General features: G+C 51.3%; 22 protein-coding genes. 12 read left to right on the top strand and 10 right to left on the bottom strand.

Annotated elements, in window-relative coordinates; genetic code table 11:
• Window positions 1–9: 9 nt before the first annotated feature.
• Window positions 10–1,521 (bottom strand): GH3 auxin-responsive promoter family protein, encoded by a 1,512-nt coding sequence (locus tag Q3C19_RS05330; protein ID WP_302727706.1) that lies wholly within the window; start codon window positions 1,519–1,521, stop codon window positions 10–12.
• Between the two features lie 131 nt (window positions 1,522–1,652).
• Here Q3C19_RS05330 and Q3C19_RS05325 point away from each other — a divergent pair, with 131 nt between their 5' ends.
• A complete protein-coding gene (locus Q3C19_RS05325; protein WP_302727704.1) occupies window positions 1,653–2,663 on the top strand; it encodes an ATP-dependent 6-phosphofructokinase in 1,011 nt (336 codons plus the stop codon).
• 62 nt (window positions 2,664–2,725) lie between these two features.
• Here Q3C19_RS05325 and rnc read toward each other — a convergent pair whose 3' ends face one another.
• From rnc to Q3C19_RS05310, 3 genes are read right to left on the bottom strand one after another with little or no spacing between them, the layout of a single operon-like run.
• Window positions 2,726–3,703 carry a ribonuclease III gene (gene rnc / locus Q3C19_RS05320; RefSeq protein WP_302727702.1) on the bottom strand — a complete coding sequence of 326 codons (978 nt, stop codon included), beginning with the start codon at window positions 3,701–3,703 and terminating at the stop codon, window positions 2,726–2,728.
• Between the two features lie 6 nt (window positions 3,704–3,709).
• On the bottom strand, window positions 3,710–4,975 hold the full coding sequence (gene fabF / locus Q3C19_RS05315; protein ID WP_302727700.1) for a beta-ketoacyl-ACP synthase II: 1,266 nt from the start codon (window positions 4,973–4,975) through the stop codon (window positions 3,710–3,712).
• Window positions 4,976–4,998: 23 nt separating this feature from the next.
• Window positions 4,999–5,235, bottom strand: coding sequence for an acyl carrier protein (locus Q3C19_RS05310; protein WP_021846803.1), 237 nt, complete (start codon window positions 5,233–5,235; stop codon window positions 4,999–5,001).
• A 98-nt stretch (window positions 5,236–5,333) separates the two neighbouring features.
• Here Q3C19_RS05310 and Q3C19_RS05305 point away from each other — a divergent pair, with 98 nt between their 5' ends.
• Window positions 5,334–5,954 carry a phosphoribosylglycinamide formyltransferase gene (locus tag Q3C19_RS05305; protein ID WP_302727695.1) on the top strand — a complete coding sequence of 207 codons (621 nt, stop codon included), beginning with the start codon at window positions 5,334–5,336 and terminating at the stop codon, window positions 5,952–5,954.
• A 132-nt stretch (window positions 5,955–6,086) separates the two neighbouring features.
• On the opposite strand, the gene pdxB is transcribed toward Q3C19_RS05305, so the two are convergent.
• Entirely contained in the window at window positions 6,087–7,151 is a 1,065-nt protein-coding gene (pdxB, locus tag Q3C19_RS05300) for a 4-phosphoerythronate dehydrogenase PdxB (RefSeq protein ID WP_302727693.1), read from the bottom strand.
• 101 nt (window positions 7,152–7,252) lie between these two features.
• Window positions 7,253–9,094, bottom strand: a complete 1,842-nt coding sequence (locus Q3C19_RS05295; protein ID WP_302727691.1) for an LTA synthase family protein — start codon at window positions 9,092–9,094, stop codon at window positions 7,253–7,255.
• 309 nt (window positions 9,095–9,403) lie between these two features.
• On the opposite strand from Q3C19_RS05295, the gene Q3C19_RS05290 reads away from it, so the two are divergent.
• The 7 genes from Q3C19_RS05290 to Q3C19_RS05260 all read left to right on the top strand — a co-directional run bounded on the left by Q3C19_RS05290 (window position 9,404) and on the right by Q3C19_RS05260 (window position 16,623).
• The gene (locus tag Q3C19_RS05290; RefSeq protein WP_302727689.1) at window positions 9,404–11,041 is read left to right on the top strand and encodes a hypothetical protein; all 1,638 of its coding nucleotides are present in this window, start codon (window positions 9,404–9,406) and stop codon (window positions 11,039–11,041) included.
• A gap of 194 nt (window positions 11,042–11,235) precedes the next feature.
• Entirely contained in the window at window positions 11,236–11,823 is a 588-nt protein-coding gene (locus Q3C19_RS05285) for a DUF5025 domain-containing protein (RefSeq protein ID WP_302727687.1), read from the top strand.
• 140 nt (window positions 11,824–11,963) lie between these two features.
• Window positions 11,964–12,680: a glycosyltransferase family 2 protein gene (locus Q3C19_RS05280; RefSeq protein ID WP_302727685.1), complete on the top strand. Its 717-nt coding sequence runs from the start codon at window positions 11,964–11,966 to the stop codon at window positions 12,678–12,680.
• 408 nt (window positions 12,681–13,088) lie between these two features.
• Complete coding sequence (locus Q3C19_RS05275) at window positions 13,089–13,865, top strand: lipopolysaccharide kinase InaA family protein (RefSeq protein WP_071148354.1); 777 nt, start codon at window positions 13,089–13,091, stop codon at window positions 13,863–13,865.
• Window positions 13,866–13,894: 29 nt separating this feature from the next.
• Complete coding sequence (locus Q3C19_RS05270) at window positions 13,895–14,797, top strand: glycosyltransferase family 2 protein (RefSeq protein ID WP_071148355.1); 903 nt, start codon at window positions 13,895–13,897, stop codon at window positions 14,795–14,797.
• 47 nt (window positions 14,798–14,844) lie between these two features.
• Window positions 14,845–15,690, top strand: coding sequence for an alpha-1,2-fucosyltransferase (locus Q3C19_RS05265; RefSeq protein WP_302727680.1), 846 nt, complete (start codon window positions 14,845–14,847; stop codon window positions 15,688–15,690).
• A gap of 15 nt (window positions 15,691–15,705) precedes the next feature.
• Window positions 15,706–16,623 carry a glycosyltransferase family 2 protein gene (locus Q3C19_RS05260; protein ID WP_302727678.1) on the top strand — a complete coding sequence of 306 codons (918 nt, stop codon included), beginning with the start codon at window positions 15,706–15,708 and terminating at the stop codon, window positions 16,621–16,623.
• A 6-nt stretch (window positions 16,624–16,629) separates the two neighbouring features.
• On the opposite strand, the gene glf is transcribed toward Q3C19_RS05260, so the two are convergent.
• The 3 genes from glf to Q3C19_RS05245 form a co-directional block, all read right to left on the bottom strand.
• Entirely contained in the window at window positions 16,630–17,736 is a 1,107-nt protein-coding gene (gene glf, locus Q3C19_RS05255) for a UDP-galactopyranose mutase (RefSeq protein WP_302727676.1), read from the bottom strand.
• Window positions 17,737–17,793: 57 nt separating this feature from the next.
• Window positions 17,794–18,684 carry a beta-1,6-N-acetylglucosaminyltransferase gene (locus tag Q3C19_RS05250; RefSeq protein ID WP_071148359.1) on the bottom strand — a complete coding sequence of 297 codons (891 nt, stop codon included), beginning with the start codon at window positions 18,682–18,684 and terminating at the stop codon, window positions 17,794–17,796.
• A 287-nt stretch (window positions 18,685–18,971) separates the two neighbouring features.
• Entirely contained in the window at window positions 18,972–19,946 is a 975-nt protein-coding gene (locus tag Q3C19_RS05245) for a glycosyltransferase family A protein (protein WP_302727672.1), read from the bottom strand.
• A gap of 145 nt (window positions 19,947–20,091) precedes the next feature.
• On the opposite strand from Q3C19_RS05245, the gene Q3C19_RS05240 reads away from it, so the two are divergent.
• Window positions 20,092–20,958, top strand: coding sequence for a glycosyltransferase (locus Q3C19_RS05240; protein ID WP_071148361.1), 867 nt, complete (start codon window positions 20,092–20,094; stop codon window positions 20,956–20,958).
• Here Q3C19_RS05240 and Q3C19_RS05235 read toward each other — a convergent pair.
• Window positions 20,935–21,891, bottom strand: coding sequence for a glycosyltransferase (locus Q3C19_RS05235; RefSeq protein WP_302727670.1), 957 nt, complete (start codon window positions 21,889–21,891; stop codon window positions 20,935–20,937). The two genes, Q3C19_RS05240 and Q3C19_RS05235, sit on opposite strands and share 24 nt — an antisense overlap.
• Window positions 21,892–22,432: 541 nt before the next feature.
• Here Q3C19_RS05235 and Q3C19_RS05230 point away from each other — a divergent pair.
• Window positions 22,433–24,487 carry a glycosyltransferase gene (locus Q3C19_RS05230; protein WP_302727668.1) on the top strand — a complete coding sequence of 685 codons (2,055 nt, stop codon included), beginning with the start codon at window positions 22,433–22,435 and terminating at the stop codon, window positions 24,485–24,487.
• 86 nt (window positions 24,488–24,573) lie between these two features.
• Window positions 24,574–25,899 carry a glycosyltransferase gene (locus tag Q3C19_RS05225; protein WP_302727666.1) on the top strand — a complete coding sequence of 442 codons (1,326 nt, stop codon included), beginning with the start codon at window positions 24,574–24,576 and terminating at the stop codon, window positions 25,897–25,899.
• Window positions 25,900–25,905: the final 6 nt, after the last annotated feature.

The following is a 25,905-nucleotide window of genomic DNA, read 5'->3' as shown; positions in this document are numbered from 1 at the left end:
GGCTCCTTGTTACTGGTTCAGCTTCAGCATCTCTTCTATATACTCGCGTGTATTGCTCAGGCGAGGAATCTTGTGCTGTCCGCCCAGCTTGCCTTTCTGATCCAGCCAGTCGTGGAAGAGGCCTTGTCGGGCCACGATGACTTCCAGCGGTTGCAGAGCCAGGTTGTTCTGGCGTTTGGCTTCGTAGTCGGAGTTGACTTCTTTCAGGGTGTCGTCCAGGATGCGGGCAAACTTCTCCAGACTGTCCGGCATCTGGGCAAACTCGATGAGCCACTGGTGGCGGCACTTGGCATGCTCGTCCATGAAGACCGGTGCGGCGGAGTAATCGGTGATGCGGGCACCCGTCTCGGCACAGGCGCGGGCCAGACCTTTCTCGGCGTTGTCCACGATGAGTTCCTCGCCAAAGGCATTGATGAAGTGTTTGGTGCGGCCGGTAATGACAAACTTATAAGGATTCTTGGACGTAAACTTCACGGTGTCCCCTATCATGTAACGCCAGAGACCGGCCGAAGTGGAGATGACCATGGCGTAGTTCTTGCCCAGTTCCACTTCCGTCAGGCTATAAACGCGCGGCTGTTCCTTGCCTACGTCTTCCAAGGGGATGAATTCGTAGAAGATGCCATAGTCTATCATCAGCAGCAGCGACGGGTCGGCGGGGTCGCTCTGGGTGCCGAAGTAGCCTTCGGAGGCGTTGTAAGTCTCCACATAGTGCATGCGGGGGCTGCGGATGACTTCCTTGTATTGTTCGCGGTAGGGCGTGAAGGCCACTCCGCCGTGGAAGAATACTTCCAGGTTGGGCCACACTTCTTCGAGGCTTTGCTTGCCCGTCTTCTCCAGAATGTGCTTGATGAGCACCAGCATCCACGAGGGAACGCCGGACAGGTTGGTGACGTTGGCATGGATGGTTTCGCGTGCGATAGCCTCCATTTTGGGCCCGAAGTGCTCCATCAGTGCCGTCTGCTTGCTCGGCACACGGATGTAGTTGACCAGCGGGTTGAGGTTTTCCATCAGGATGGCCGAGAGGTCGCCCACCAGGCTATGGTTGGTATTCAGGTTGGGTGCGTGACTTCCGCCCAGTATCAGTCCCTTTCCCGTAAAGAAGCGGCTTTGGGGATTCTGTTGCAGATACAGTGCCACGGCGTCGGTGCCTCCGCGGTAGTGCGTGTCTTTCAGCGACTCGCGGCTGACAGGCAGGAATTTGCTCTTGTCGTTTGTAGTGCCCGACGATTTGGCAAACCAACGTATTTCGCTTGGCCAAAGCAGGTTCTGTTCTCCGGCTCTCAGTCGTTCCACGTAGGGCTTTATCTCTTCGTAGGTCTGTATGGGAAGTCTTTTCTTGAAATCTTCGTAAGTACGGATGGAGGCATAGTCGTATTTCTTTCCCCATTCGGTGCCGGCGGCTTTGTGCAACAACCGCTGCAACACTCGTTGCTGTAGTTCTTCGGCACGGTTTGCATAGAGCTCAATCTCTTTATAGCGAGGAGTGAAATATATCTTATTCAGTAAATTAGTAATATTCATCGTTCTTGTTGAGATCAGATTTTCAAGGCGCAAAAATAATCTTATTTATCGTCTTCTCTATCTTTTTTCTGTTTTTTTTCTACCTTTACGTCCATATAGATGAAAAGAAAGGAAATTTAAACTAATACGTTATGAAGATTGGAATTCTGACCTCGGGAGGCGACTGTCCCGGCATCAATGCTACGATTCGTGGTGTATGCAAGACAGCCATCAATCACTATGCAATGGAGGTGATCGGTATTCACAGCGGTTTTCAGGGACTGCTGACAAAAGATGTGGAAACGCTGACGGAACAATCTCTGTCGGGGCTGCTCAATCTGGGCGGAACCATGCTGGGTACTTCGCGCGAGAAGCCTTTCAAACGCGGCGGCATTATATCGGACGTCGACAAGCCTTCACTGATCCTCAGGAATGTTAGTGAACTGGGCTTGGATTGTCTGGTTTGCATCGGAGGAAACGGAACGCAGAAGACTGCTGCCAAACTGGCGGCTATGGGGCTGAACATCGTTTCCATCCCCAAAACAATCGATAACGACATCTGGGGAACAGACTTCTCATTCGGCTTCGACTCGGCTGTCAGCATAGCTACCGAAGCAATCGACCGTCTGCACTCTACGGCCAGTTCGCACAAACGCGTGATGGTGATCGAAGTAATGGGGCACAGAGCCGGCTGGATAGCCCTCTATTCGGGCATGGCAGGAGGCGGCGATGTCATTCTGATACCCGAGATACCGTACAGCATCCATAATGTGGGCGATACGATTCTGAACCGGCTGAAAAAGGGAAAGCCGTACTCGATTGTGGTAGTGGCCGAAGGCATTCAGACGGACGGACGCAAGCGGGCAGGCGAATACATCGCCCAGGAAATTGAATACGAGACGGGTATCGAAACGCGCGAAACCGTGCTGGGCTACATACAGCGGGGAGGGTCGCCCACACCGTTCGACCGCAACCTGTCCACCCGCATGGGAGGCCATGCCACGGAACTGATAGCCAACGGCCAGTTCGGGCGCATGATTACGCTGAAGGGCAACGAAATATCGTCGGCACCGCTGGAAGAGATAGCCGGCAAGCTGAAGTTGGTGACCGAAGACCACGATTTGGTTGTGCAGGGCCGGCGGATGGGCGTGTGCTTCGGATGAGAAGAGGCAACGATGGAACTTATCCCGTCGAGGAGGTGTGGAACGAGGCTTATGGCCTCGTTTCATGCTTTCTGTGAGGGCGTGTCGGAGGAAGATTCCGTGCGCAGGCTGATGATGGTGTCTGCGTCGGTCGTGTCGATTTCCGTTTCGACGGTAATCTCTGTTTCGATGATGGTTTGCGGTTCGGCGGCAGGACAGGTGTCAGACGGCTGTTCGTCTTCGGTTGCAGCGGGCAGAGGCTCGTCGGCGGGGGCGGATGCTTCGGCCATGGCTTGTGCCTTGAGCGCTTGGATGCTCTCCATGAACTGCCGGTCGTTCTTGATTTTCTTCAGTGCGATCTGTGCGGCATTCTGCTGCGATTCTTTTTTGGAATATCCCGTTCCCTTCCCTGCCGAGAGGCCCAGGATGCGGACTTCGGTGTGGAACATGGGGTTGTAGTCCTTGTCGAGGAACTGTTCGATGAGTTCGAACGAGACGGCCACCTTGTTCTTCTGGCTCCATTCTATCAGCTTCGACTTGAAGTTGACTTCCTTGCGCGACATCTTGTCAAGGTCGATATAGTTTTTCAGAATCTTGTTTTCCATGAATTCCTTGCATCTTTCGTAGCCCTGGTCTAAATAGATGGCGCCGATGAAGGCTTCGAAAGCATTGCCATACATGTAGCTGTTGTGCGACGACGAGCGTGTGGAGGACTTTACCAGTTTGTCTAATCCGATTTCGACGGCGAGCTTGTTCAGCGTGTCGCGTTGCACGATTTTCGAGCGGGTATTGGTGAGGAATCCTTCGCGCCGGCCTTCGAAGTGGCGGTAAACGATGTCGCCCACAATGGCGTCGAGGATGGCGTCGCCGAGGAATTCAAGCCGTTCGTTGTTCAGGGGGCGGCCTTTTTCGGAGCGCAGTGAAGTGGATTTATGCAGCAACGCCTGCTGATAAACCTGGATGTTGCGGGGATAGAATCCCAATATCTTATAAAAACAAAGATAAGACTTCCTGTCTTTGTGGAACAGGAGCCTTATCTTGTCTATTTGATTGCGTAACACGGCGAATTATTCTGCGTATTTCTTGAAGATGACACACGCGTTATGACCGCCGAATCCGAATGTGTTGGACAGGGCTACGTTGACTTCGCGCTTCTGTGCTTTGTTGAAGGTGAAGTTCAGGTCATAGTCGATGTTTTCGTCGTTATCGCCTTCTTCGTGGTTGATGGTCGGGGGAACGATGCCGTTCTTGATGGCCAGGATGCTTGCGATGGCTTCTACCGCTCCGGCAGCACCCAGCAGGTGTCCTGTCATGGACTTGGTCGAACTGATGTTCAGCTCGTAGGCATGTTTTCCGAATACTTCCTGGATAGCTTTCACTTCCGAGATGTCTCCCACGGGAGTAGAAGTACCGTGTACGTTGATGTAATCTACTTCTTCAGGCTGCATACCTGCATCTTCCAACGCATTTCTCATCACGAGCTTGGCTCCCAGTCCTTCGGGGTGGGAAGCGGTGAGGTGATAAGCGTCGGCAGACATTCCTACGCCGCCCACTTCTGCATAGATTTTTGCACCGCGTGCCTTGGCGTGTTCCAGTTCTTCGAGAACCAGACAGCCGCCGCCTTCACCCATGACGAAACCGTCGCGGCTTGCGCTGAAGGGACGTGAGGCTGTTTCGGGTGAATCGTTACGCGTGGATAATGCATGCATGGCGTTGAATCCGCCTACACCGCAAGCGGCGATGGCAGCTTCGGAACCTCCGGTGACGATGGCATTGGCCTTACCCAGACGGATGAGGTTGAATGCATCGGCAATGGCATTGGTAGAGGTGGCACATGCCGAGCAGGTTGCGTAGTTGGGACCATGGAAACCGTACAGGATGGAAATTTGTCCGGCTGCGATGTCCGAGATCATCTTGGGGATGAAGAACGGACTGAACTTGGGACCGTTTTCCTTGCCGTTGATGGCATAGTTGCCTGCTTCTTCTTCGAAGGTACGGATTCCACCGATACCGGCACCAAAGATGACGCCGATTCTGTTTAAATCCTCATTTTCGACATCAAGACCGGAGTCGCCTACGGCTTGTTTGGCTACAGCGATGGCATATTGTGTGTATAAGTCCATTTTGCGGGCTTCCTTGCGGTCGATATAGTCGTTTGCATTGAAGTTCTTTACTTCGCATGCAAATTGGGTCTTGAAAAGGGATGCGTCGAAATGAGTAATAGGTCCAGCTCCACTAACCCCATTCACAAGGTTGTCCCAGAATTCCTGGACGTTGTTGCCAATGGGAGTAATGGCGCCGAGACCTGTTACTACAACTCTTTTTAATTCCATACTAAGAAATGAACGGATTAAAATTACTTAGCGTGTTCTTCGATGTAAGATACAGCATCGCCGACAGTAGCAATCTTCTCAGCCTGGTCGTCGGGGATAGAGATACCGAATTCTTTCTCGAATTCCATGATAAGTTCTACAGTGTCAAGAGAGTCTGCTCCAAGATCGTTAGTGAAGCTAGCTTCGTTAGTAACTTCTGATTCTTCAACGCCTAATTTATCGACGATAATCGCTTTTACTCTTGATGCAATTTCAGACATAACTTTAAGTTTTTAATTAATAATTAGTTTTATTTCTTTAATTTTGCGGGGCAAAGGAATGAATATTTATCGTTTCTAACAAATATTTGGCGAACAAAATGCAGATTTTTGCACAATTTTCACGGTTTTGTGCACAGATTGAGAAAAATATGGGGAAAAACATCGCAATTTTTGCATCCGGCAATGGTACGAATGCCGAGAATATTATCCGCTATTTCCAAGGTAGCGAAGAGGTGAGAGTGAAGCTGGTGCTGACGAACCGCCGGCAGGCTTTTGTGTTGGAACGTGCGCGCAAACTGGACGTTCCGTGTGCTTATTTCGGCAAGGAGGACTGGGCGGACGGCGAGCCGGTGCTTGCGCTGCTTCGCGAGCAGGGCATTGACTTTGTGGTGCTGGCGGGTTTCCTGGCACGCGTCCCCGATTGTCTGCTTCGGGCCTATCCCAACAAGATTGTCAACATTCACCCTTCGTTGCTGCCCAAGTTCGGGGGCAAAGGTATGTACGGCGACCGCGTGCACGAGGCCGTGGTGGCTGCCGGCGAGACGGAGAGTGGAATCACCATACATTATATTAACGAGCGTTACGACGAGGGCGAAGTCATTGCCCAGTACCGTTGCCCGGTGTTGCCGGGCGATACGGCTGAGGACGTGGCGACCAAGGTGCATGCGCTGGAGTACGAGTACTATCCGCAGGTGATCGAGCGTGAGCTGATGCGCTGAGCCGTGCGGCGGGTGTTTCCTTCGGTTTCCACTTGCGGGAACTGCCGTTCCCACAAGTGGGGAACGCGGTTCCCGCAAGTGGTTACGGCGGTTACCACTGGTGGAAACGGTGCGGATAGCCTGTAGCCGGAATCAGAATAGCTGGTACTGCTGTGGCGTGACGAGGGTGAAGGCCCTCCGTTCGCGGCGTAGCGGATAGTCGCCCCGCAGCTGTTCGAAACGTTCGGGGTGTTGGCGTAGCGCGTCGCAGTCGCGTCGCGGGTCGTACATCTGCAGGGCGGCTTCGGTCAGACTGCCGGCCGTGATGACGGGTGTGGCGGGCTGTGGCGGCTCGATGGTGTATTGGGCCTGCAGGTGGAAGAAGCGGCAAAGGGCGTCGAGCGACATGCGGGTGGCGTTGGCCTTTCCGTCGGCCGAGTAGCCGGCAATGTGGGGCGTGCCGATGAACACTTTGCCGAGCAGCTCCAGGTTGATGTCGGGTTCGTTTTCCCACACGTCGATGACGGCATCGGCTATTTGTCCGCTGTCGAGGGCACGAAGCAGGGCTTCGGTTTCGATCACTTCTCCGCGCGATGTATTGATGATGACCGGTTGGCGTTGCAGCGAGCCGAAGAAGGCGGCATCGGCCAGGTGCAGGGTCTTGTATTTTCCTTCTTTATACAGGGGCACGTGAAAGCTGATGACGTCGCACTCGGCTGCCAGTTGTGCCAGCGAGGCGAATCCGTCGTGACCTTCGCGTTCTTCGCGCGGCAGGTCGTTGAGCAGCACTTTCATACCTAATCTTTTTCCAACTTCCGCCACTTTGCTGCCTACGTTGCCCGCGCCGACAATGCCGAGCGTCAGTCCGTTCAGCGGGCGGTCGGGTCTGTGCTGTTGCAGCAGCAGGAGGGTGGATTGCAGATACTGGGCTACGGAGGCCGAGTTGCATCCCGGGGCGTTGGTCCAGGCGATGTCCGCCTGTCGGCAGTATTCGGTGTCAATGTGGTCGAACCCGATGGTGGCCGTGGCGATGAAGCGCACGCGGCTGCCTTCGAGCAGTCGGCGGTTGCACTGGGTTCGGGTACGTATGATCAGTGCGTCGGCGTCGCGGACGGCTTCCGGCGTGAATTCTTTGCCGGGCAGATAGACAACTTCGTTGGCTATCTGTCCGATGGCCTCCCTGATGAAGGGAATCTTGTTATCGACAATTACTTTCATTTTCTTCTCTGTTTTTCTGTGCATGTATCGGACGGCTTTCACCGTTCGGGTCGTTGTGTAGCAGGGCCGTAAGCCGTGGCTACATCTGTTGTATAACGTGTTTAGGGTCTGTTTTGTTTGCCTTCGTCCGTGCCGGGCATGTCCTTCAGGTAGTCGAAGCGCAGCATCAGGTCGGCTATGTCGTGAGCCTCTTGCAAGTGGTGCAGGGTCAGGCTGTCGGAGGCGTCGCCTTCGACGTTCAGATGCGAGCCAACGGCAAGTCCCCGCTTCGCCGGCGACAGGATGCTCTGCCCCATGCCTTTCCACGGATAGCGTTCGAGTCCCAGCAGCTGGAGCAGGGTGGGATAAATGTCTATCTGTCCCATCACGTCCTCGTAGCGCATGCCTACGGGCGAGTTGAGTATGATGAGGGGCGTATAGGGCTTGTCGGAAACAATGCCCTGCATGGCAGGCGCCTGGCACAGCTCGTTGCGGTAGAAAGCGAGTCCCTCGTGGTCGCCGGTGATGACGATAAGTGTTTCCTTATACTCAGGGCGCGACTTCAGGAAGTCGATGAACTGCCCGAGGGCCTTGTCCGTATAGCGGGCCGTCTTCATGTAGTCGGCCGCTTTCTCGGGGATGGAGTCGGAGAAACTGATTTCCTGCAAGTGACGGGGCAGCACGAACGGTGCGTGGCCGGAGTAGGTGACGAACTGCATGAAGACCGTTTCGCCCTGCTTCCATATTTCGCCATCGCTGATTTTCTCGCTGCACTGCTCGAAGAAAGGCACGTCGCCGATGCGCTTGTGGGTGCCGAAGGCTTCGGCTTTGCGGAAGTCGTGATAGGCGATGATGGTGTCCAGCCCGAAGCTGTAGGCAATGGCTCCCTGATTCCAGGTCGATACCTTGTCGATGGTCAGCAGATAGTTGCGCGAGTGCTTTAGCTCGTGCATGGCTTTGGGCAGGGTGGCGTAATGGTTATCGGCAAACAGGCTGCTGTATGCACCCGAGTTGAGGGGCAGCATGCCGGCATTGATCATCAGTTGGGCGTCGATGGAGCGTCCGCCTTTCACTTGGGTGAGCACGTGAGGAGCGTAGAGGGTAGTCGGCTCCTTCAGCAGGCGGTTGAGGCAGGGCGTGATTTCCTGTCCGTCCACTTCCTGCTCCAGCACCCAGCTTTCGAACGATTCGGCCAGAATCAGGATGCAGTTGCGGCGTGTCTCTATCGAGTCGGGCAGGGGCGTCCATGCGGGCTGTGCGTCAAGCCAGCTTTCGATGCGTTGCTCTATTTCGGGGGTGATTTTCTGTTGCTGTTCCGTCAGGTCGTAGTACATGCAACCGAATACGGTGAACATCGGTGCGCTGCTTGAACACAGGTAAGACGATTGTCGCACGGCGTTGAAAGCTTGATGGAATCCACCTTTGACACCTAAGCAGACGGCGTTCAGCGCGGCGGTTCCAACCAATACGGCAAAGTATCCGGGAAGTCTTCGGACGAGGCTGATTCCCTTTCGGTCTGGCCTGCGGAGCGCTATGAAGATGGTGACGACGGATGACAGGGGCAACAGAATGTCTATCATTCTGAACGAATCTCTGACGCTTGCGGTAAAGTCGGCCAGGTTGCCGGCCAGTCCGTAGCTGCTCAGCGGGATGTGTGTGTAGTACGTTCGGAAATAGAGCAGGTTGCAGATAAGCAGGCTGTCGAGGCAGAACAGGATGACACTTTCTATCCCTTTCCTCCTGAACAGGATGTAGGGGAGCAGTAGCAACGTAGCGATGAACAACTTGGAAAGGTAGGTTTCCAGGTACGAAAACGATGCGAAAGTAGTGTCCATGCACCAGATGGCATCGAAAAGGGTGAGTTTCAGGAACAGTCCAGCTGCAAAAACGATAGCTGTACGGTTCCACGCGCTTTTCCAGTCGGGCATTTTTGCGAAGCGCGGTTTTAAGCTTTTTTCATTCATTGACTTCTCTATGCTAGGTCGTTCTATTCCAGACCTTTTTTCTCTCTCTTTATGGGGCGGCAAAGGTACGGCTATATTTGTGAATATCCATGATTTGGCGATACTATTCTTTCTTTTTATAGCATCTTATTTCGAACAAGCGTATCTTTGTGCTTTGAAAACGGAAAAAAAAAGACGCACAATATGAAACACCCCGCTTGCTATATCATCCTTTTTGTTGTCGTCCTGTTGGCTTCCTGTGGTGCCGACCGCGACAGCGTCCGCCTGTTGCAGCAGGCCGACTCTCTGTTGAACGTTCGTCCGGACAGTATGAAAGCTGTGTTGGGCACGTGGGTCGACAGCATCGGTCACTGCCCGGAACGTGTCCGGATGTACTACAACCTGCTTCGTGTGAAGGCCGACGACAAGGTTTACGTCACGCACACTTCGGACAGCTTGATCCTCTCCATAGTGCGCTACTATCGGGAGCAGCGCGACAAGACCCACTTGCCCGAAGCCCTCTACTATGCCGGCCGCACTTATAGCGACTTGAAGGATGCTCCACGGGCGTTGGAGTACTACCAGCGTGCCATCGACGTCATGGAGCGCGAGGAGCTGACGGATTACAATCTGCTGAGCCGCATCTACAGCCAGATGGGAACATTATTCTTCTATCAAGAACTTTACGACGAATTGCCTGGTGTGCTCCGTAAGGCTTATCAATGTGACTTGATACTGAAAGACAGTGCCAACCTTGTTTTCGACTTGCGGGATATTGGGCGGTCTTTTGCGGCAGTGGAACGGCAAGACAGTGCAGATTGGTATTACCGTCGTGCGATTGCAGTGGCTCAACAAATAAAAAATGATGTGTTACGGAATATGCTTTACCGTGAGTTTGCGGGGTTTTGTATTAAGTTGGGTAAGTATGCTGAGGCTTATGAAATGTTGCAGATAGGAAGAACAACAATAGACAGTCTTGGGTTGCCTCCTTTTTATGCAAATATGGCACGTTATTATTATTGTACCAACCGGTTAGACTCAGCTGCTTATTATTATGAAAAAGAACTAGTTTCCAATTCGCTTCTCCATAAGGCTGGAGCTTATGAGAGCCTTGCCAATATCGCTCATCGGCAAGGAAATGATGCTAAAGCTTGGTCTTTATTGCAACAGCATGTCCTTTATAAGGATTCTTTGCAGAATATCATCCGTACGGAGACTATGAATAAGATTGATGCTTTGTATAATTATAAAAAGTATGAACAAGAGAATAAAGAGTTGAAAAGTAAAGAGCTTCAAAGAAAATTTCTGCTGTTCTTATCGTTGTCTTTGACGTTGATAGTTTTGTTATTCTTTGCTGTCTTTTGGCAAAAAAACAAACGAAAGGAACAGACTATGTTGCTTCAACAGGAAAAATTGAAACGTCAACAAGAAAAACTGAAGCAATATAGCCAAGAACAAATAGAAGAAAACAAAAAAAGGATTGAAGAATTGTCTTGGCAATTGGAAAATGCAGTAAAGGACAAAGACTTGCTACATCGGAATTTATTGCTGGTTCAAAAAGAACAGATTGAGAAAGACAATCGGCGAATTGAAGAGATGCAAGAAATACAGCGGAAGGTTGAAGCAGGTTTATATATGACGAACATCTATAATAAGTTTCAGGCAGTAGCCAACAGTAAAGAAAAATCCCAGTTGCTTAAGATTGAAGATTGGCAAGAATTACAGGAACAAGTGGATGAAACGTATGGCGGTTTCACTACACGGTTGAAAGAGTTATATCCTCAGATTTCAGAAAAGGAACTGCATATTTGTCTATTGATCAAAATAGGTGTTACACCTACTCAAATGGCAACCATTATGATTAGTTCCAAACAGGATATTTCGTCTGTTCGTTCACGGCTTTACACAAAGCTGTCCGGAACAAAAGGGTCTTCTAAACAATGTGACCAACTTGTTCAAAGTTTATAAGTAAACATAGGTAAATGTTTGAAAAACAATAGATAAGTTGGTTGTTCTAAGGGGTACGCAAAAAGTACGCAAGTTAAATGCGTACTTTTTGCGTACTCTTTTTTAGCGATTATCTGGTTTATTCCGCTCATCTTCGTAACGTCAAATTTGAAAATGGTATGAAATAATTGTATAACTGTTTAAACTGTACTATTATGAAACTGAAGTTTTTTCCTGCCACCCTGTTGGCTGCCCTGTTGCTTTGCCTTGCCGCTTGCGGCAACGGACATGATGAGGACTCCTTGCCCGGAGCGTTGCCTTACACAAAGAGCTATTTTGTGGGAATGATGAATGACAGCTTGATAAACATCAGGCAAGACTCTTATTATGATGTCCGGATAGATCCTTTACTCTATATCCCGCAGGACTCGTATCAGCATATTGACATCACCGGATGGCTTATCAGGTTTGCAGCCGATTATCGCGATGAGCCTTGGGCAACCATGCATCTGCAATGGGGACCGATGGGAACAGGATCGTTTGAGTTGACTTCGTCGAAGTTGGTGGATGCCAATGCGGAGCGGGTACCATACATCAGTTTGACTTTTGCGGATAGCGGAAGGACCTATTGCTGCTCTCCGGAGCATCCGTTCCTGTTGCAGGTGGACGATGTAGATTATAAAGATGCTGCAATGACGTCATTCCCGGTTGTCACCGGGCGGATGGAGGGTACCCTCTACAATGAAGCCGATCCTGCGGACTGCATTACGTTCGAGGATGTGGAGTTCCGGTTGTGGCGTTGATAGCGGATCTTGGATGAGCCGGGTGCGGTTCTTGCGTATGGAGCACAAAATACAGACGGGGTTTGGACATTTGCAAAATATTACATAGTTTTGTCTGCCCTATGGCATCGACGGACAAATAGACGATAAAAATAGAACGTATGAAATGCATTCATGTGATTACTCCGGTAAAGGACTCCATTGACCTGACCTTACAGACGGCCGAAGCCATCGTGGCATCGGACATCAAAGTGCCTTACGCATATACCATCTACAACGATTTCAGCACGGCCGAAAATACTGCCCGGCTGCAGGAGGCCTCGAAGAAGATGGGGTTCAATCTGGTGAACCTCTCGGACCTGACTGACCATCCTTCGCCCAACTATCTGCTGGTGCTTCAGATGGCGCAGGAGCGCGCCATTGCCGAAGATGCCGCGCTGATTATCGTTGAGTCGGACGTGGTGGTGAAGAAGAATACGCTTCAGGCTCTGTTCGACGGCGCGCAGGAGCGCACGGACTGTGGTATAGCTGCCGCCGTCACCGTTGATGAGAAAGGCGAGATAAACTATCCCTACCTGTTTGCCAAAGGAAACGAGAATCAGGTATACCCCGAAAAGAAGCATTGCAGCTTCTGCTGCTCGCTGCTGACAGTCAACTTTCTGCGGACTTTCGACTTCCACCAGCTCGACCCGGAGAAGAACTGGCACGATGTCACCATCTCGCACCAGTCGCAGAAGGAAGGGTTCCGCAACTATCTGTTCACGACGCTTCCCGTGTGGCACCGTCCTCACAGCAGCCGTCCCTGGAAACAGTTGAAGTATAAGAATCCTTTGAAGTATTATTGGCTGAAATATGCGAAAGGACTGGATAAAATCTGAAGCCGGAAGGTTGCACCTTTTTCGGCATGTTCCGAAACCGGTTTCATGCCTTTATCGCTTGCTGAAGAAAATTCCCAGAGATAGAGAATGGGAAAAGAGGCGGCGGAAAGGGGTGAAACGCCTCCTTTGAACCCCGTTTGTAGGACACTTGTACGGCTCGCGAACAACACTTGCACGGCTCGCGAGCCGTGCAAGTGTCCCACAAATGGAATGCAAGTGTCTCTCAGCAGGAGTCAGCCTTTTCTTCCGGTAAAATTCAGTTCCTTCGGCTTCCATATTGAAATTGTGTGGTCGGGCAGGCAATGTGTTTTTTGGAAGTCTGTCAAATAATGCCTATATTTGCCGCGAATTCCGTTGTCTTGGATGCTGTGAGGCAACACTTTGTCTATAAGCTTAGGTACATTCATTATGATAAAAGATAAGGGGAAGGTTTCCGCTCTATATCGTTTTCTTCATCCGAGGGTATTGACCATTCATCCGGACTATAAAAGTCTGGAGCCGTTTATATTGTCGTTGCCTATGCGCTTTCGTCGGAACGAAGGCGTGGTGATACACAGAGGGCGGAACGAACTGCGTCGTATGGAATACGGAGGAGTCACCTATGTGGTGAAGTCTTTTCATCAGCCCAATTGGCTCAACCGTGTGATTTATGGCGTGTTTCGCGCTTCCAAGGCCAAACGTTCTTTTCTTTATGCCGATGCGTTCCTGAAGCTGGGAGTAGGCACCCCACAGCCCGTCGGAAGTATGGACCAGCGTCAGGGGCTGTTGTTTGACAAGAGTTACTACGTCAGCTGTCTGTCCGACTGTCCTTACGTATATTCCGATCTTTTTGTGCAGAAATTCGAGTGCGAAGAGAAAGTGTTGCGCGAAATCGGACGGGTGACTGCCATTCTGCACGAAAACGGATATGCCCACAAAGACTATGGCCGCGGCAACATTCTGTTCCGCCCCATGTCCGACGGTTCGGCCAAGATAGAGATAGTCGACTTGAACCGTATGTACATCGGGCACATCGGCCTGCGGCGCGGATGCCGTAACTTCGAACGCTTGCCCGCTACTCCGGAGATGCACCGCCTGATGGCCGAAGAATATGCCAAGGTGCGGGGCTTCGATGCCGAGAAATGCTTTCAGTTGATTTCCTACTACCGGCGGCTTCAGACCGAAAAGGGAGGAGAACTCTATTAAACAAGAATCCTTTAAAACAAGAATCTGCTATGAACATTATCGCTGTGGTCGTGACGTACAACCGTCAGGAACTCCTGAAGAGAAACATTCATTGTTTGCGGCAGAACAAGCCGCTTACTTCTATCATAGTGGTAAACAACGGCAGCACCGACGGCACTGCCGCATGGCTCGACCAGCAGAGCGACCTGACCGTCATCCATCAGTCCAACGTAGGAGGCTCGGGCGGTTTTTATACCGGCATGCAACGCGCATATCAGCAAGGAGCCGACTGGGTGTGGTGCATGGACGATGATGTATTTCCGCGGGCCGACTGTCTGGAACATCTTCTGGCCGAAGCCGGGCGAAAAGACGTAGGTATTCTGGCGCCCCGCCGCTTGATGGAGGGAAAAATCTTCACCCACGATTTTCAGGAATACAACCTGACCAATCCTTTTTCTTCGATGTACGGCAAGAAACTGTCGAAGCAGACCATAACCGCTCCTACCGAGGTGAAAGGTACAGCTTTCGAAGGCCCCTTTATCCGCCGGGAAGTGATCGAAAAAATCGGGTTGCCCAACAAGGAGCTTTTTATCTTCTGCGACGATACCGACTATTGCCTTCGCACTGTGTTGGCAGGATTCAAGATACTCTACGTACCCTCGGCCCTGATGGATAAGGAAAAGTTCTTCTCGAACGACACGTGGAGCGAACGCAGCAAGAAAAAGAAATGGAAACGATACTACCAGGTGCGCAATTCCACGTACCTGAACCATCACTACGGACGCAACTGGGCCGTCAGGTATCTTCGTGGTTTCAACGGAGTGATAGGCTATATACTGGTGGCGTTCTTCACCTGCCCCTTCTCCGATGCCTGGCAGTGGGGCGACATTGCCCGCCTGTGGAAAGCCTATTGCGACGGACTGCACGAGCGTCTGGGGATTATGAACAGGTAGTATGGCAAACAGAACCAATTATACATATATAATAGAAGCAGACAGTTATGAGACTGATAAAAATGACAGGCGGACTGGGTAACCAGATGTTTATCTACGCCTTTTATTTGCGAATGAAGAAGCGCTATCCCAGGGTGCGCATTGACCTTTCGGACATGGTGCACTATCATGTTCATCATGGTTACGAGATGCATCGCGTCTTCAATCTGCCGCATACGGAATTCTGCATCAACCAACCGTTGAAAAAGGTGATTGAGTTTCTGTTCTTTAAGAAGATATACGAGCGCAAGCAGGACCCCAACAGTCTGCGGGCATTCGAAAAGAAATACCTGTGGCCGCTGCTCTATTTCAAAGGCTTTTATCAGTCCGAGCGCTTCTTTGCCGATATAAAGGATGAGGTGCGCAAGGCTTTTACCTTCGACAGTAGCAAGGTGAACGCCCGCAGTGCCGAATTGCTTCGCCGGCTGGATGCCGATGCGAATGCCGTTTCGCTGCACATCCGTCGGGGCGACTATCTGCAACCGCAACACTGGGCCACTACAGGCAGTGTCTGTCAGCTTCCCTATTATCAGAATGCTATAGCCGAGATGAACCGCAGGGTGGCTGCACCTTCGTATTATGTATTCTCCGACGATATAGCCTGGGTGAAGGAGAACATCCCTTTGCAGAATGCCGTTTACATCGACTGGAACAAGGGAGAAGAAAGCTGGCAAGACATGATGCTGATGAGCCATTGCCGCCACCACATCATCTGCAACAGTACTTTCAGCTGGTGGGGAGCCTGGCTCGACCCGCACGAAGATAAGATTGTGATTGTTCCGAACCGCTGGTTCCAGCATTGCGAGACACCGAACATCTATCCGGCAGGCTGGGTGAAAGTGGCGATTAATTAACAAATCTGATAGACTATGAGCATGTATTTTCTGAAAAAGGTAGGACTGGCTCTTGCCGAGAGCTTCGGAGGCTTCCGGCTGACACCTTCGCCGCGGCTGGTGATGACGCTGCTGGTGAAGAACGAGGAAGACGTACTGGAAGACAATCTTCTGTTTCATAAAGCCATGGGAGTAGATTGTTTCATCATTACCGATAACAATTCTACCGACCGTACGCCGGACATCATCCGCAAGTATCAGGAGAAAGGCTGGGTAAAGGAAGTCATCTGGGAAAAGGCTACCAACTACAAGCAGAAAGTATGGGTGGATCGCATGATATGGAAAGCAAAGACGGTGTACAAGGCCGACTGGGTGATCAATGCCGATGCCGATGAGTTGTGGTACTCACCTTCGGGTAACCTGAAGAATGATTTGTCGGCTACCCACTCCAATGTGCTGAAGTGCGAGGTGCGCAGTGTCTATCCGGAAGAAGACAAGCCTTTCTGGCAGTGGAACAAGATGGTAAAGACCGTTCCGCAACCCGAACAGTATGACCTGTCGCTCTATTCGCTGTTCGACCACCAGAACAAGAAGGTGATTCACCGTACCAAGTGTTACCTGCAGATTTCGATGGGCAACCACAAGGTAACCATGTTTCCCCGCCGTTCGGAACTGGGAAAAGTACACGTCTATCATTACAACATCCGTGGCAAGCGTCACTTCATGGAGAAAATGATCAACGGAGGCAAGCAGCTTGAACAGAACCCCAGTAAGCATGGTGGATGCCATTGGCGTTACTTTTACCAGATGTACAAGGAAGGTAAGCTGGAGATGGAGTATGGCCGTGTGATCGGTACGCCTGTGTACGACCGTCTGTGCAAAGATGGTTTTATCTATGTAGACAATACCATTCCCGACTTCTTCAGGAAGATGAAATTGGACCGGAACGAGTAGAGCTGCTTATTGCTGGCTGCGCCACAGACTCAGTGCCGCAGCGATGGTATCGTCCATGTCGGCGTAAGTGTATTGGGCCAGGCGACCGCCGAACAGCACGTCGGGGGTTTGTCGGGCCATGGACTGATAGCGGGCAAAGATTTCGTTGTTGGCCGAGGTGTTGACGGGATAATAAGGTTCTTTGCCGGGCGCATAACTGTCGGGGTACTCGTAGGTGATGACGGTATCGGGCTGTTGGCCGAACTCGAAATGCTTGTGCTCGATGATGCGTGTGTAGGGCGTTTCGCGGTCGGTATAGTTGACCACGGCGTTTCCTTGGAAGTTGGCGACGCCCTCCAGCAGTTTGTGTTCGAAGCGCAGGCTGCGGTACTCCAAGTGTCCGCAGGCATAGTCGAAGTAAGCATCAATGCATCCGGTGTAGAGGGTACGGTAAACCAGTGCGGAAAGTTCGGCTCGGTGTTCCAGATAGTCGATGCCTGTACGTACTTCGACGCCTTCGAGCAGTAACCCGATGAGGCGGTTGTAGCCTCCGTAAGGAATGCCCTGATAGGGATCGTTGAAGTAATTGTTGTCGAAAGTGAAGCGGAAAGGAAGCCGCTTGATGATGAAGGCCGGCAGTTCGGTAGCGGCACATCCCCATTGCTTTTCGGTATATCCTTTCACTAAATATTGGTAGATGTCGTTGCCACACAGTCTGAGGGCCTGCTCCTCCAGATTGCGGGGCTGGCTGATGTGGGCATAGGCGGCGCACTGTTCCTGCAGTTTGGCTTGTGCTTCGGCAGGTGTGCGTACTCCCCACAGCTGGTAGAAGGTGTTCATGTTGAAGGGAAGGTTGTAGAGCTTCCCTTGATAGTTGGCTACGGGGGAGTTGGTGTATCGGTTGAACTCGACCAGGCGATTGACGTATTGCCACACTTCCTTGTTGTCGGTATGGAAGATGTGGGCGCCATACTTGTGCACGTTGATGCCTGCCACTTCCTCGCAGTAGATGTTTCCGCCCGTGTGTGGGCGTTTCTCTATCACCAGACAGCGTTTTCCGGCCTTGTGGGCTTCGTGGGCAAAGACGGCTCCGAAGAGTCCGCTTCCTACAATCAGGTAATCGTATTGTTTCATTCGTCGGTCAGTTTTAGGCGGTTGTTTGTCGCGAAGGCCGGAAGGCCTTCACGGTGTTCAGCAGGCGAAGGTGGCTTCCAGGTGGTTCACCAGCTCCATCTGGTCGGAACTGAACTTGCGGGCAAAAAGCTTGTCGGACTGTACCAGTTCGTCGTAGTCGCGCTTCTTCCACACGTAGGGGCCTCCGCGGTGCCAGTCGATGAGGCGCATGTTGCCGGCTGCTTCGTCCTCGGGCCGGTAGATGTTTTTCCGGAAGGGGGAGTTCCACAGAACGGTCTGAATGAATATCTCGTCGGGGCACAGGGTATATTTGAAGCGTTTCAGTACGAAGGCTTTCTCCTTGAGCAGGTATTGGCAGAAATCGTTGGTGATGCTGAACCACTGCGAGCCTTTCTGGAATCCGACTTCGTGCTTACGGCGGAAGTGGAGCAGCTTTTGCAGGATGAGTACAAAGTTGTAGAAAGGCATGGTGAAAGCGTGCCAGCGGTCGTTGGGGCGCAGACTCTTGGTGAAGAGGTAGTAGCGCGAGACTTTCCGTTCGAGGTCTTTCTGGTGTTCGGGGCTGTGCCAGTATTCCACAAATTCCTGTCCGGCGTGGCGGTCGAAGAAGTCGTGGATGTAGTTCTGGTTTTTCAGTGGCAGGTCCACCCCCGAAAGCAGGTGGTAATAGGCGTATTTACCGTTTGCGGAAGCTGTTTCCAGCAGGGTAAATTCGGCTTCGACCAAGCTGATGTCACCCCAATACAGCTTGATGGGATTGGGGATGATGTAGAGCTTGGCTCTGCTCAGTTCGTAATGATGCATGCTTTTTCGCAGGTTGCGCGAGCGCCGGTCGATGTAGAGGTAGATGTCGTTACGCTCATCGTCGAGCATCGACAGCAAGGTCCTCAGCACGGGGTACTCATTGTGTGCGATGATTAAATAAGCATGTTTGTTTTGAAGAGACATTAGGCGTTAATTTTTAGATGTTTAGGTTTAGGTTGCAAAGTTACATGTTTTTTTTGTTTACAACCTAATATTTGCCAAAAAAAAGTTAATATTTTTGTTTCGCCCGGCTTTGGCTTCGTTTTGGGCCGTTCTGGGGCGGTTTTAGAGGACACTTGTGCGGCTTATGAGAGACACTTGCACGGCTCGTGAGAGACACTTGTGTGGCTCGCGAGCAACACTTGTACGGCTCACGAGCAACACTTGCACGGCTCGCGGCACTTTTTAGTGCGTTTGTAGATGGCTGATAATCAGACTCTGTCTCGCTTCATGTCGGGCACCCACGGCCAGACGAGTCGCAGCAGTTGGGCCACGTGTGCCAGACGTCCTTCGGCGGGGCCGGCGTTCAGCTTCGACTTCAGGTAGGCATGCAGTTCGTGCTTGCTTTCGGGTGTCAGGGGCAGTCTGCCGATGCGGTTGTAGAGGATGCCGTGGCGTATGACCCGTTTGCAACGTCCTATTTCGGGGAGTTGCTGCTCCATCTGGGCCACGATGTCGATGTCTTCCTTTTTCCCGCCTCCGTTTTGTTCGGCCTTTACGGTCACCTTCTGCGTGTGTTGGCGGAAGTTGTTCAAGTCGGTGTAGACTTCGGCCACGTCGCCCGTCAACGTCATGCGGAACCAGAAGAGCCAGTCGCCGCTGTAGCGCATGCGGATGCAGTCGTGCAGGTCGATGCGCCGCAGGTGGTCGGCGCGCGAAAGGACGGCACTGGCGTTGGCTATGTAGTTGCGCCAGTACAGGTTGCGTGCGGCAAACCGTCGTCCGTCGATGACGGAATGTTTCTCGGGCAGATTTAGTTTGCGGCTGCCCCATTGGTTGATGTCGTGGTGCAGGTCGTTTCCGTCTTCGTCGATGAGGCGCGAGCCGGTGTAGCACAGTGCGGCCTGCGGATGGCGGTCGAGTACCGCTACGGTAGTGGCCAGAAAGTCGGGTTGGGCTGTGTCGTCGCTTTCGGCTATCCAGACGTATTCTCCTTGCGCCAGGCCGATGCCTTTCTGCCATTGCAGGAAGGGGCTGCCGGTGTTGCGGTCGTTCAGCACGATGTGACTGATGTGCGGATTGTCGGCATACGATTGCAGCAGTTCGGCGCTGTTGTCGGTCGAACAGTCGTCCAGCAGAATCAGCTCGAAGTCCTGAAAGGTCTGGTTCAGGATGGAGTCGATGCGCGCTTTCAGGTAGCGGGCATGATTGTAGTTGGGCACGATGACGCTGACTTTGGGAGGCATGTTTATACGGGATATCTGGTTTTCAGAAGCAAAGTTAGCGTATCTTTTTCAGAAATCCATGTCTTTTCTCAATTCTTTGTTGTACATTTGTCAATGAGTAACGGTACGGACTGTGTTTTTCAAGTCAAATGTAGCAAAGTCGGATATGATATCAGTAATCGTTTGTTCGGTGTCGCAGGAACGTTTGCAGCGTTTGTGCAAGAATGTGGACGAGACCATTGGCGTGGAGTATGAAATGGTGGCGGTGGACAATCGTCAGCTTGGGTGGCCGATAGCCCGTGTCTACAACGAAGGGGCGCGTCGGGCATCGGGGCGTTGTCTGCTTTTTGTGCATGAAGATGTTGTTTTTCATCAGCAGGATTGGGGGAGGGCACTTATCGGACGATTGGCCAGTCCGGACTGTGGTGTGATAGGCTTTGCGGGTAGCAAGGTGAAGTTGGATGTTTATTCGGGTTGGTGGCAGAACCATGCCGGATGGGATTGTTGCTCGTACATACAGAACGGTGTTCGCTGTGTGCAAGGTGGCAGGCTGCAAGAGGGAGTTCTATCGTTCGAGCCGGTGGTGACACTTGACGGCTTTGCCCTGTTGGTGCGGCGCGAGGTGTGGGAGGAGTTTCCTTTTGACGAAGATGTGCTGAAGGGCTTCCATTGCTATGACTTGGACTTTACGCTGGCTGTCGGGCGGAAATACACGAACTACGTATGTGGCGGCATTGCCGTGGAACATCTGTCATCGGGCAATCTGGACGGACGCTGGTACGAGACAACGGTGCAGCTGCACGACACAAAGTGGAAACCCTTGTTGCCCGTACGGACGGCCGATGTCCGTTGGACGGAGGAAGAGCGGCGGCGTACGTCGGAAGACTTGTCCTACCGTTTTCTGCACAATGCCTTACGAAGCAGTTACTCGCGGAAACGATATCTGCTGCACGCTTTCTGGCGCCGTCCGTTCGGCTGGAAGCACTTGGAACATTGCCTTAGCTGTACGCTAAAGTATTTGCGCGTCCGCTGACTTCTTGTGTTTCAGTAGCGACCGGATCCACTTTCCAATAAGATAATCAAGCCAGTTGATATTCAACTCTTTTTTGAGCGATAATAGCAATTCTTTTCTTCTTTCGGCTGATATGGGCAGGTGCTTGATGTGCCCGTACAGCAGAGCCTTGTCTATCACGATATCCGTGCAGCATTGAGGTGGAAGTACATGCTGGTAGAAGTATTTCCTGATACTTATCATTTCGGGAATGGAGTTCCCTTCTCTGGTTCCTTGATTGGTCGTATTGTCGGGATGTTTTCTGAAGAAGTTTAGTTTCTGGTGTATCTCGACGACGTTTCCTTTCCGCGCCTGCTCTATCCAGAACAGCCAGTCGCCGCAATAACGCATCTTTTTGTACGCTGGCGTAATATCTTTCAGGCAATTCTTGCGACGGAAGAGCACCATGCTTGCATTGTAAACGGTGTTTTGGTTGAGGAGTTTTTTCCGCAGGTATTGCAAGGAAGAGTATTCGTAGATCCGTCCATCTTCATCCCATTGGTCAAATTCGGACGAGTGCAGTGGATTGCCGCAGGTATCAATCAGATGTGACCCGGTAAGACACAGTTGGGCTTCGGGGTGCTTCTCCAAAGCTTCGACGGCGCGTTCCAGAAAGCGGTTTTCGGCCTTGTCGTCGCTCTCGGCTATCCAAATGTATTTGCCCTGCGCCAGCTGTATACCTTTCTCCCATTGCCTGAAGGCGCTTCCGCTATTCTGTTCGTTCAGTTCGATGTGACTTACGTGCGGGTTGTTGCGGCAGTTGTTCAGCAGTTCGGCGCTGTTGTCGGTCGAACAGTCGTCCAGCAGAATCAGCTCGAAGTCCTGAAAGGTCTGGTTCAGGATGGAGTCGATGCGCGCTTTCAGGTAGCGGGCATGATTGTAGTTGGGCACGATGACGCTGACTTTGGGAGACATGTTTATACGGGATATCTGGTTTTCAGAAGCAAAGTTAGCGTATCTTCTTCAGAAATCCATGTCTTTCACTGATTTTTCGGTCGAAAGTTGTGGCATAGGAGAACTTTTACTATGTTTGCAAAATAAACTATTGGAGAGAGTGTCTCGAAACCCGTGTGTGCCCGAACAGACCGGTCGTCGTGATGCAGTCGCAAATAACAAACCTTAACGCAACGTGATGCAGTATTCGTGCGTAGTTTGTTTTTTTATATAAAGCTTTGTTGGATTCTGTGAATCGAAGAAAGCTGTGTTTTAGCCTACCTGTATGTAAAATGTATTGTTTCTGTAAAGTGAAATGACTGAAATGACACTGAAAAAACTTTTTCGGCATAAGCTGTTGCCCTTGGTTTATGAAAAGAGGATTACGGGAAGCAGCTTGTATTCTGTTGAAAAACGCAAGTGCTTTAAAGTGACTCTGTTTAAACGTGAAAAAACAGATGCTTTTACCCGTACGCATTATTTGAAATTTATTCATTCCACAAAGTTCTTATCTTCAAAAAGAGTGGTCCCTGATGTCAGGGATAATGACTTTGGTGCACTGGATGTACCGGTGACCTGGAAAAAGCCGCCTTTGGTCAGCATCATCGTGCCCAACTACAATCATGTCCGCTATCTGAAAGAACGGTTGGACTCCATTTATAATCAGACGTACAGACACTTCGAAGTGATTCTGTTGGACGACTGTTCGACCGACGGAAGTGTAGAGGTGCTGAAAGAGTATGCGCGGAAGTGTCCCGAAAATACTCGCCTGGTTGCCAATGAACACAATTCGGGCAAAGTGTTCCATCAGTGGAACAAAGGACTGGAACTGGCGAGGGGAGAGTTTGTCTGGATTGCCGAGAGCGACGACTATTGCGACCGGAATTTTCTGGAAACAGTGCTTCAGGGCTTGCGCCATCAGTCGGTCATGCTGTCGTTTGCACGAAGCGTATTCATGCAGGAAGGAAAGCAGATCTGGTCGCAGGAAGAGTATCTGGCCGATTTGCCGGTTGCCTGGAATGCGCCGTTCATCATGTCGGCCCACAAGCTCGTAAGCAAGGCTTTTGCTATCAAGAATGTGGTGCCCAACGTCAGTAGTGCCGTCTTCCGGAACATAGGTACCATTCCGGCTGACATTATATCCCAATGGGAGCAGATGTCCTTGTGCGGCGACTGGCTGTTCTACCTGTGGCTGATTAAAGGCGGAGCTGTAAGCTATACCAATCGGGTGAACAATTATTACAGAATTCATCCGGGAAGCACGTCGCTGAAGATTCAGAAGACGCTGGACTATTATACGGAAACGTTGCAGATTTCCTGTTTCGTGGCCCGGAACTACGCAGTCGATGCGGCAGTTTTCGAGGTGGTAAAGAAAAATCTTATTCAACATTGCCTTGAAAAGCAATGTATCACTGTGGAAGAAGTCGAGAAGGCTTATTCTTTGGACAAGATAAAAGAAAGCATGGCGGGCAGACAGCCCAATGTGCTGATTTGTACTTATGCCATGGTGCAGGGAGGAGGAGAGGTCTTTCCCATCTACCTGGCCAATGAGCTGAAGAGACAGGGCATTGCCGTGACGTTTGTCGATTTCAGAGGAGAGCGTGGTGAAAAAGAAATCAGGCAGAAACTGGACCGGAATGTGCCTTTGCTGGCTTTGCCGCACGTCTTACAGCTTCGCAACGTGATGACTATGCTGGGTGCCGACATCATCCATACCCATCACGGAACCATCGACAGTGCGGTGGCCAATGCCATCGGCAACCGTTCGTTTCCGTGTAAACAGGTAGTCACCCTTCACGGAATGTACGAAGCTGTGCCGGAAGAGGAACTGAACAAGATTCTGAAAGCAGTGCTCCCCGTATGTTCGTGCTTTGTTTACATCGCAGATAAGAATCTGCTCCCGCTGAAGCACGTTCAGTCGCAGATTCGGCTGAAGAAAATAGGCAACGGTCTGCCCTATCTTCCCTTGTCGCCTTATAGTCGGGCCAGTCTGGGCATTGAGGAAGATGCTTTCTGCCTGTCGCTGGTGAGCCGCGGCTTCCTGTACAAAGGCTGGATGGAAGCGGTAGAGGCTGTGAAACGGGCCAATGCAACCATACAACGGCCGGTTCATTTGCTTCTGGTAGGAGACGGCGAGTGTTATGAGGCGCTGAAGCAGCAGGATCTTCCTCCGTTCATACATCTGATGGGCAGGCAAGGATATGTGCGCAATTATTTCGCCATGTCCGATGCCGGACTGCTTCCCTCATACTTCAAGGGAGAAAGCTTTCCGCTGGTAGTTATCGAAAGCCTGATGAGTGGTGCCCCCATCATAGCCAGCGATGTTGGAGAAATCCGGAACATGATTACCGATACGGACGGCGGAGTGGCAGGAGCCCTGTTCGAACTGAAGGACGGGAAAGTGCCGGTAGACACCCTTACGGATATTATAGTCCGGCTTGCTACCGATTCGTCTTTGTATGGCGAGCTGAAAAGACGTGTGGCGTCTATTGCACGGAAATTTGAGATATCCTGCACTGCCCGGCAGTATATAGATGTCTACAATAAAGTGTGGAAGAATGTTGAACCAACAGCCTAAGTCGGCTGTTTTAAAATAATATAACCGGATTCCGGTTGGGCAGTTATCGGGATACTCCGGATGTGAAACGTTTACGAATGTGTTCGATGATGAAAAAGATTCTTATAATTAACCCTTGGCCTCCCTATCCTCTGAACTCCGGAGGTAATCAGGCTTTCTTTAATATGGTGGACTACATGCGCCGCTATTTGTCAGTGTCTATTTTGCTCAATCCGCACACTTCCGGAGAAAGGCAGGCGGTGAAGGAGCTGAAGAAAATCTGGCCCGATGTAGAGTTCTTCCTGTTCGAAGCCGGGGACGAAGAAAAGGGTTATTCGATCAAGCATCCGCTGTATTACAAATGGCTGAAAAAGATTCAGGCATCGGTTGCCCGCAAAATGAGGAGGCAGCTGGTTGCACACGGCACTCAGGCCGTCGAGGGTAATGAAGTACGTAGAAGAGGCACCATCATGAATTCTACTTTCAGGAACTTCGACAGCCAGTATGTCGACTATGTGGCCAAGGTTTCACGCATGGGATTTGACATAGTGGAAGCTCAGTTCTATGATCTGTTACCACTGGTTTACGTTCTGCCGGACGATGTACAGACCGTGTTTGTGCATCATGAACTGCGATACATTCGCAACCAGAACGAAATGAAACTTCTCAAGCAGATGACCAATGAAGACCGTATGCTTTATGGTGTGGCAAGAGATTTTGAGAAAGGGGCGCTGGACAGCTATAAGCATCTGATTGTACTGACTGAGACCGACCGTGCCTTGCTGGCCGAGCTTTTGGGACGGACAGAGCGCATTTATACTTCTCCGGCAGTGATACGCAAGTCGGGAAATGTGGCCGATACGTTTGTCCCCGCGCAAACCAATCGTCTGGTGTTTGTAGGCGGCGAAGACCATATGCCCAATTGGGATGCCGTCATCTGGTTCTGCACCGGAATAGCTCCGCTTTTGCGTCAGCGTGGATTCAAGTTCACATTCCAACTGGTAGGAAAGTGGAACAGCGGAGATGCAAAGAGGCTTTGCGAAGTCTGCCCGGAAATGGAGTTCATGGGGTTTGTAGACGAGCTGACAACTTTCCTGAAAGGAGCCATTTCCATAGTGCCCATTCGGGTGGGAAGCGGAATGCGCATGAAGATACTGGATGCCGTCTTTGCCCGGGTGCCGTTTGTCACTACTTCCAAAGGAGTCGAAGGGCTTGACTTCCGTAGTGGTGAGGAATGTCTGATAGCCGATGAGGCTTCGGCCTTTGCCGATGCGGTAGTCCGGCTGGCCGAGGACGAAAAACTGCAGGAAAAACTGGTGCAGCAGGCTGCCGACAAGCTGAGTGCTTTGTACAATCCGCAGGAAATGCTGGAGCGCCGGATGGCGATTTACGAGCAGATTCTGGGTGAGAAGCTGTTGGAACGAAAGGCGTAAGGTAAT

Origin of the sequence: Bacteroides sp. ET489 (assembly GCF_030518095.1) — a bacterium.
Lineage (GTDB): Bacteria > Bacteroidota > Bacteroidia > Bacteroidales > Bacteroidaceae > Bacteroides > Bacteroides ndongoniae.
This window is presented reverse-complemented; position numbering and strand designations above follow the sequence as displayed.

What these genes read in the sequence shown, in the direction of transcription:
- Q3C19_RS05330 (WP_302727706.1), bottom strand. Translation starts at nt 1,521, where the DNA reads ATGAATATTACTAATTTACTGAATAAGATATATTTCACTCCTCGCTAT.
- Q3C19_RS05325 (WP_302727704.1), top strand. Translation starts at nt 1,653, where the DNA reads ATGAAGATTGGAATTCTGACCTCGGGAGGCGACTGTCCCGGCATCAAT.
- fabF (WP_302727700.1), bottom strand. Translation starts at nt 4,975, where the DNA reads ATGGAATTAAAAAGAGTTGTAGTAACAGGTCTCGGCGCCATTACTCCC.
- Q3C19_RS05310 (WP_021846803.1), bottom strand. Translation starts at nt 5,235, where the DNA reads ATGTCTGAAATTGCATCAAGAGTAAAAGCGATTATCGTCGATAAATTA.
- Q3C19_RS05305 (WP_302727695.1), top strand. Translation starts at nt 5,334, where the DNA reads ATGCAGATTTTTGCACAATTTTCACGGTTTTGTGCACAGATTGAGAAA.
- pdxB (WP_302727693.1), bottom strand. Translation starts at nt 7,151, where the DNA reads ATGAAAGTAATTGTCGATAACAAGATTCCCTTCATCAGGGAGGCCATC.
- Q3C19_RS05295 (WP_302727691.1), bottom strand. Translation starts at nt 9,094, where the DNA reads ATGAATGAAAAAAGCTTAAAACCGCGCTTCGCAAAAATGCCCGACTGG.
- Q3C19_RS05290 (WP_302727689.1), top strand. Translation starts at nt 9,404, where the DNA reads ATGAAAGCTGTGTTGGGCACGTGGGTCGACAGCATCGGTCACTGCCCG.
- Q3C19_RS05285 (WP_302727687.1), top strand. Translation starts at nt 11,236, where the DNA reads ATGAAACTGAAGTTTTTTCCTGCCACCCTGTTGGCTGCCCTGTTGCTT.
- Q3C19_RS05280 (WP_302727685.1), top strand. Translation starts at nt 11,964, where the DNA reads ATGAAATGCATTCATGTGATTACTCCGGTAAAGGACTCCATTGACCTG.
- Q3C19_RS05275 (WP_071148354.1), top strand. Translation starts at nt 13,089, where the DNA reads ATGATAAAAGATAAGGGGAAGGTTTCCGCTCTATATCGTTTTCTTCAT.
- Q3C19_RS05270 (WP_071148355.1), top strand. Translation starts at nt 13,895, where the DNA reads ATGAACATTATCGCTGTGGTCGTGACGTACAACCGTCAGGAACTCCTG.
- Q3C19_RS05265 (WP_302727680.1), top strand. Translation starts at nt 14,845, where the DNA reads ATGAGACTGATAAAAATGACAGGCGGACTGGGTAACCAGATGTTTATC.
- Q3C19_RS05260 (WP_302727678.1), top strand. Translation starts at nt 15,706, where the DNA reads ATGAGCATGTATTTTCTGAAAAAGGTAGGACTGGCTCTTGCCGAGAGC.
- glf (WP_302727676.1), bottom strand. Translation starts at nt 17,736, where the DNA reads ATGAAACAATACGATTACCTGATTGTAGGAAGCGGACTCTTCGGAGCC.
- Q3C19_RS05250 (WP_071148359.1), bottom strand. Translation starts at nt 18,684, where the DNA reads ATGTCTCTTCAAAACAAACATGCTTATTTAATCATCGCACACAATGAG.
- Q3C19_RS05245 (WP_302727672.1), bottom strand. Translation starts at nt 19,946, where the DNA reads ATGCCTCCCAAAGTCAGCGTCATCGTGCCCAACTACAATCATGCCCGC.
- Q3C19_RS05240 (WP_071148361.1), top strand. Translation starts at nt 20,092, where the DNA reads ATGATATCAGTAATCGTTTGTTCGGTGTCGCAGGAACGTTTGCAGCGT.
- Q3C19_RS05235 (WP_302727670.1), bottom strand. Translation starts at nt 21,891, where the DNA reads ATGTCTCCCAAAGTCAGCGTCATCGTGCCCAACTACAATCATGCCCGC.
- Q3C19_RS05225 (WP_302727666.1), top strand. Translation starts at nt 24,574, where the DNA reads ATGATGAAAAAGATTCTTATAATTAACCCTTGGCCTCCCTATCCTCTG.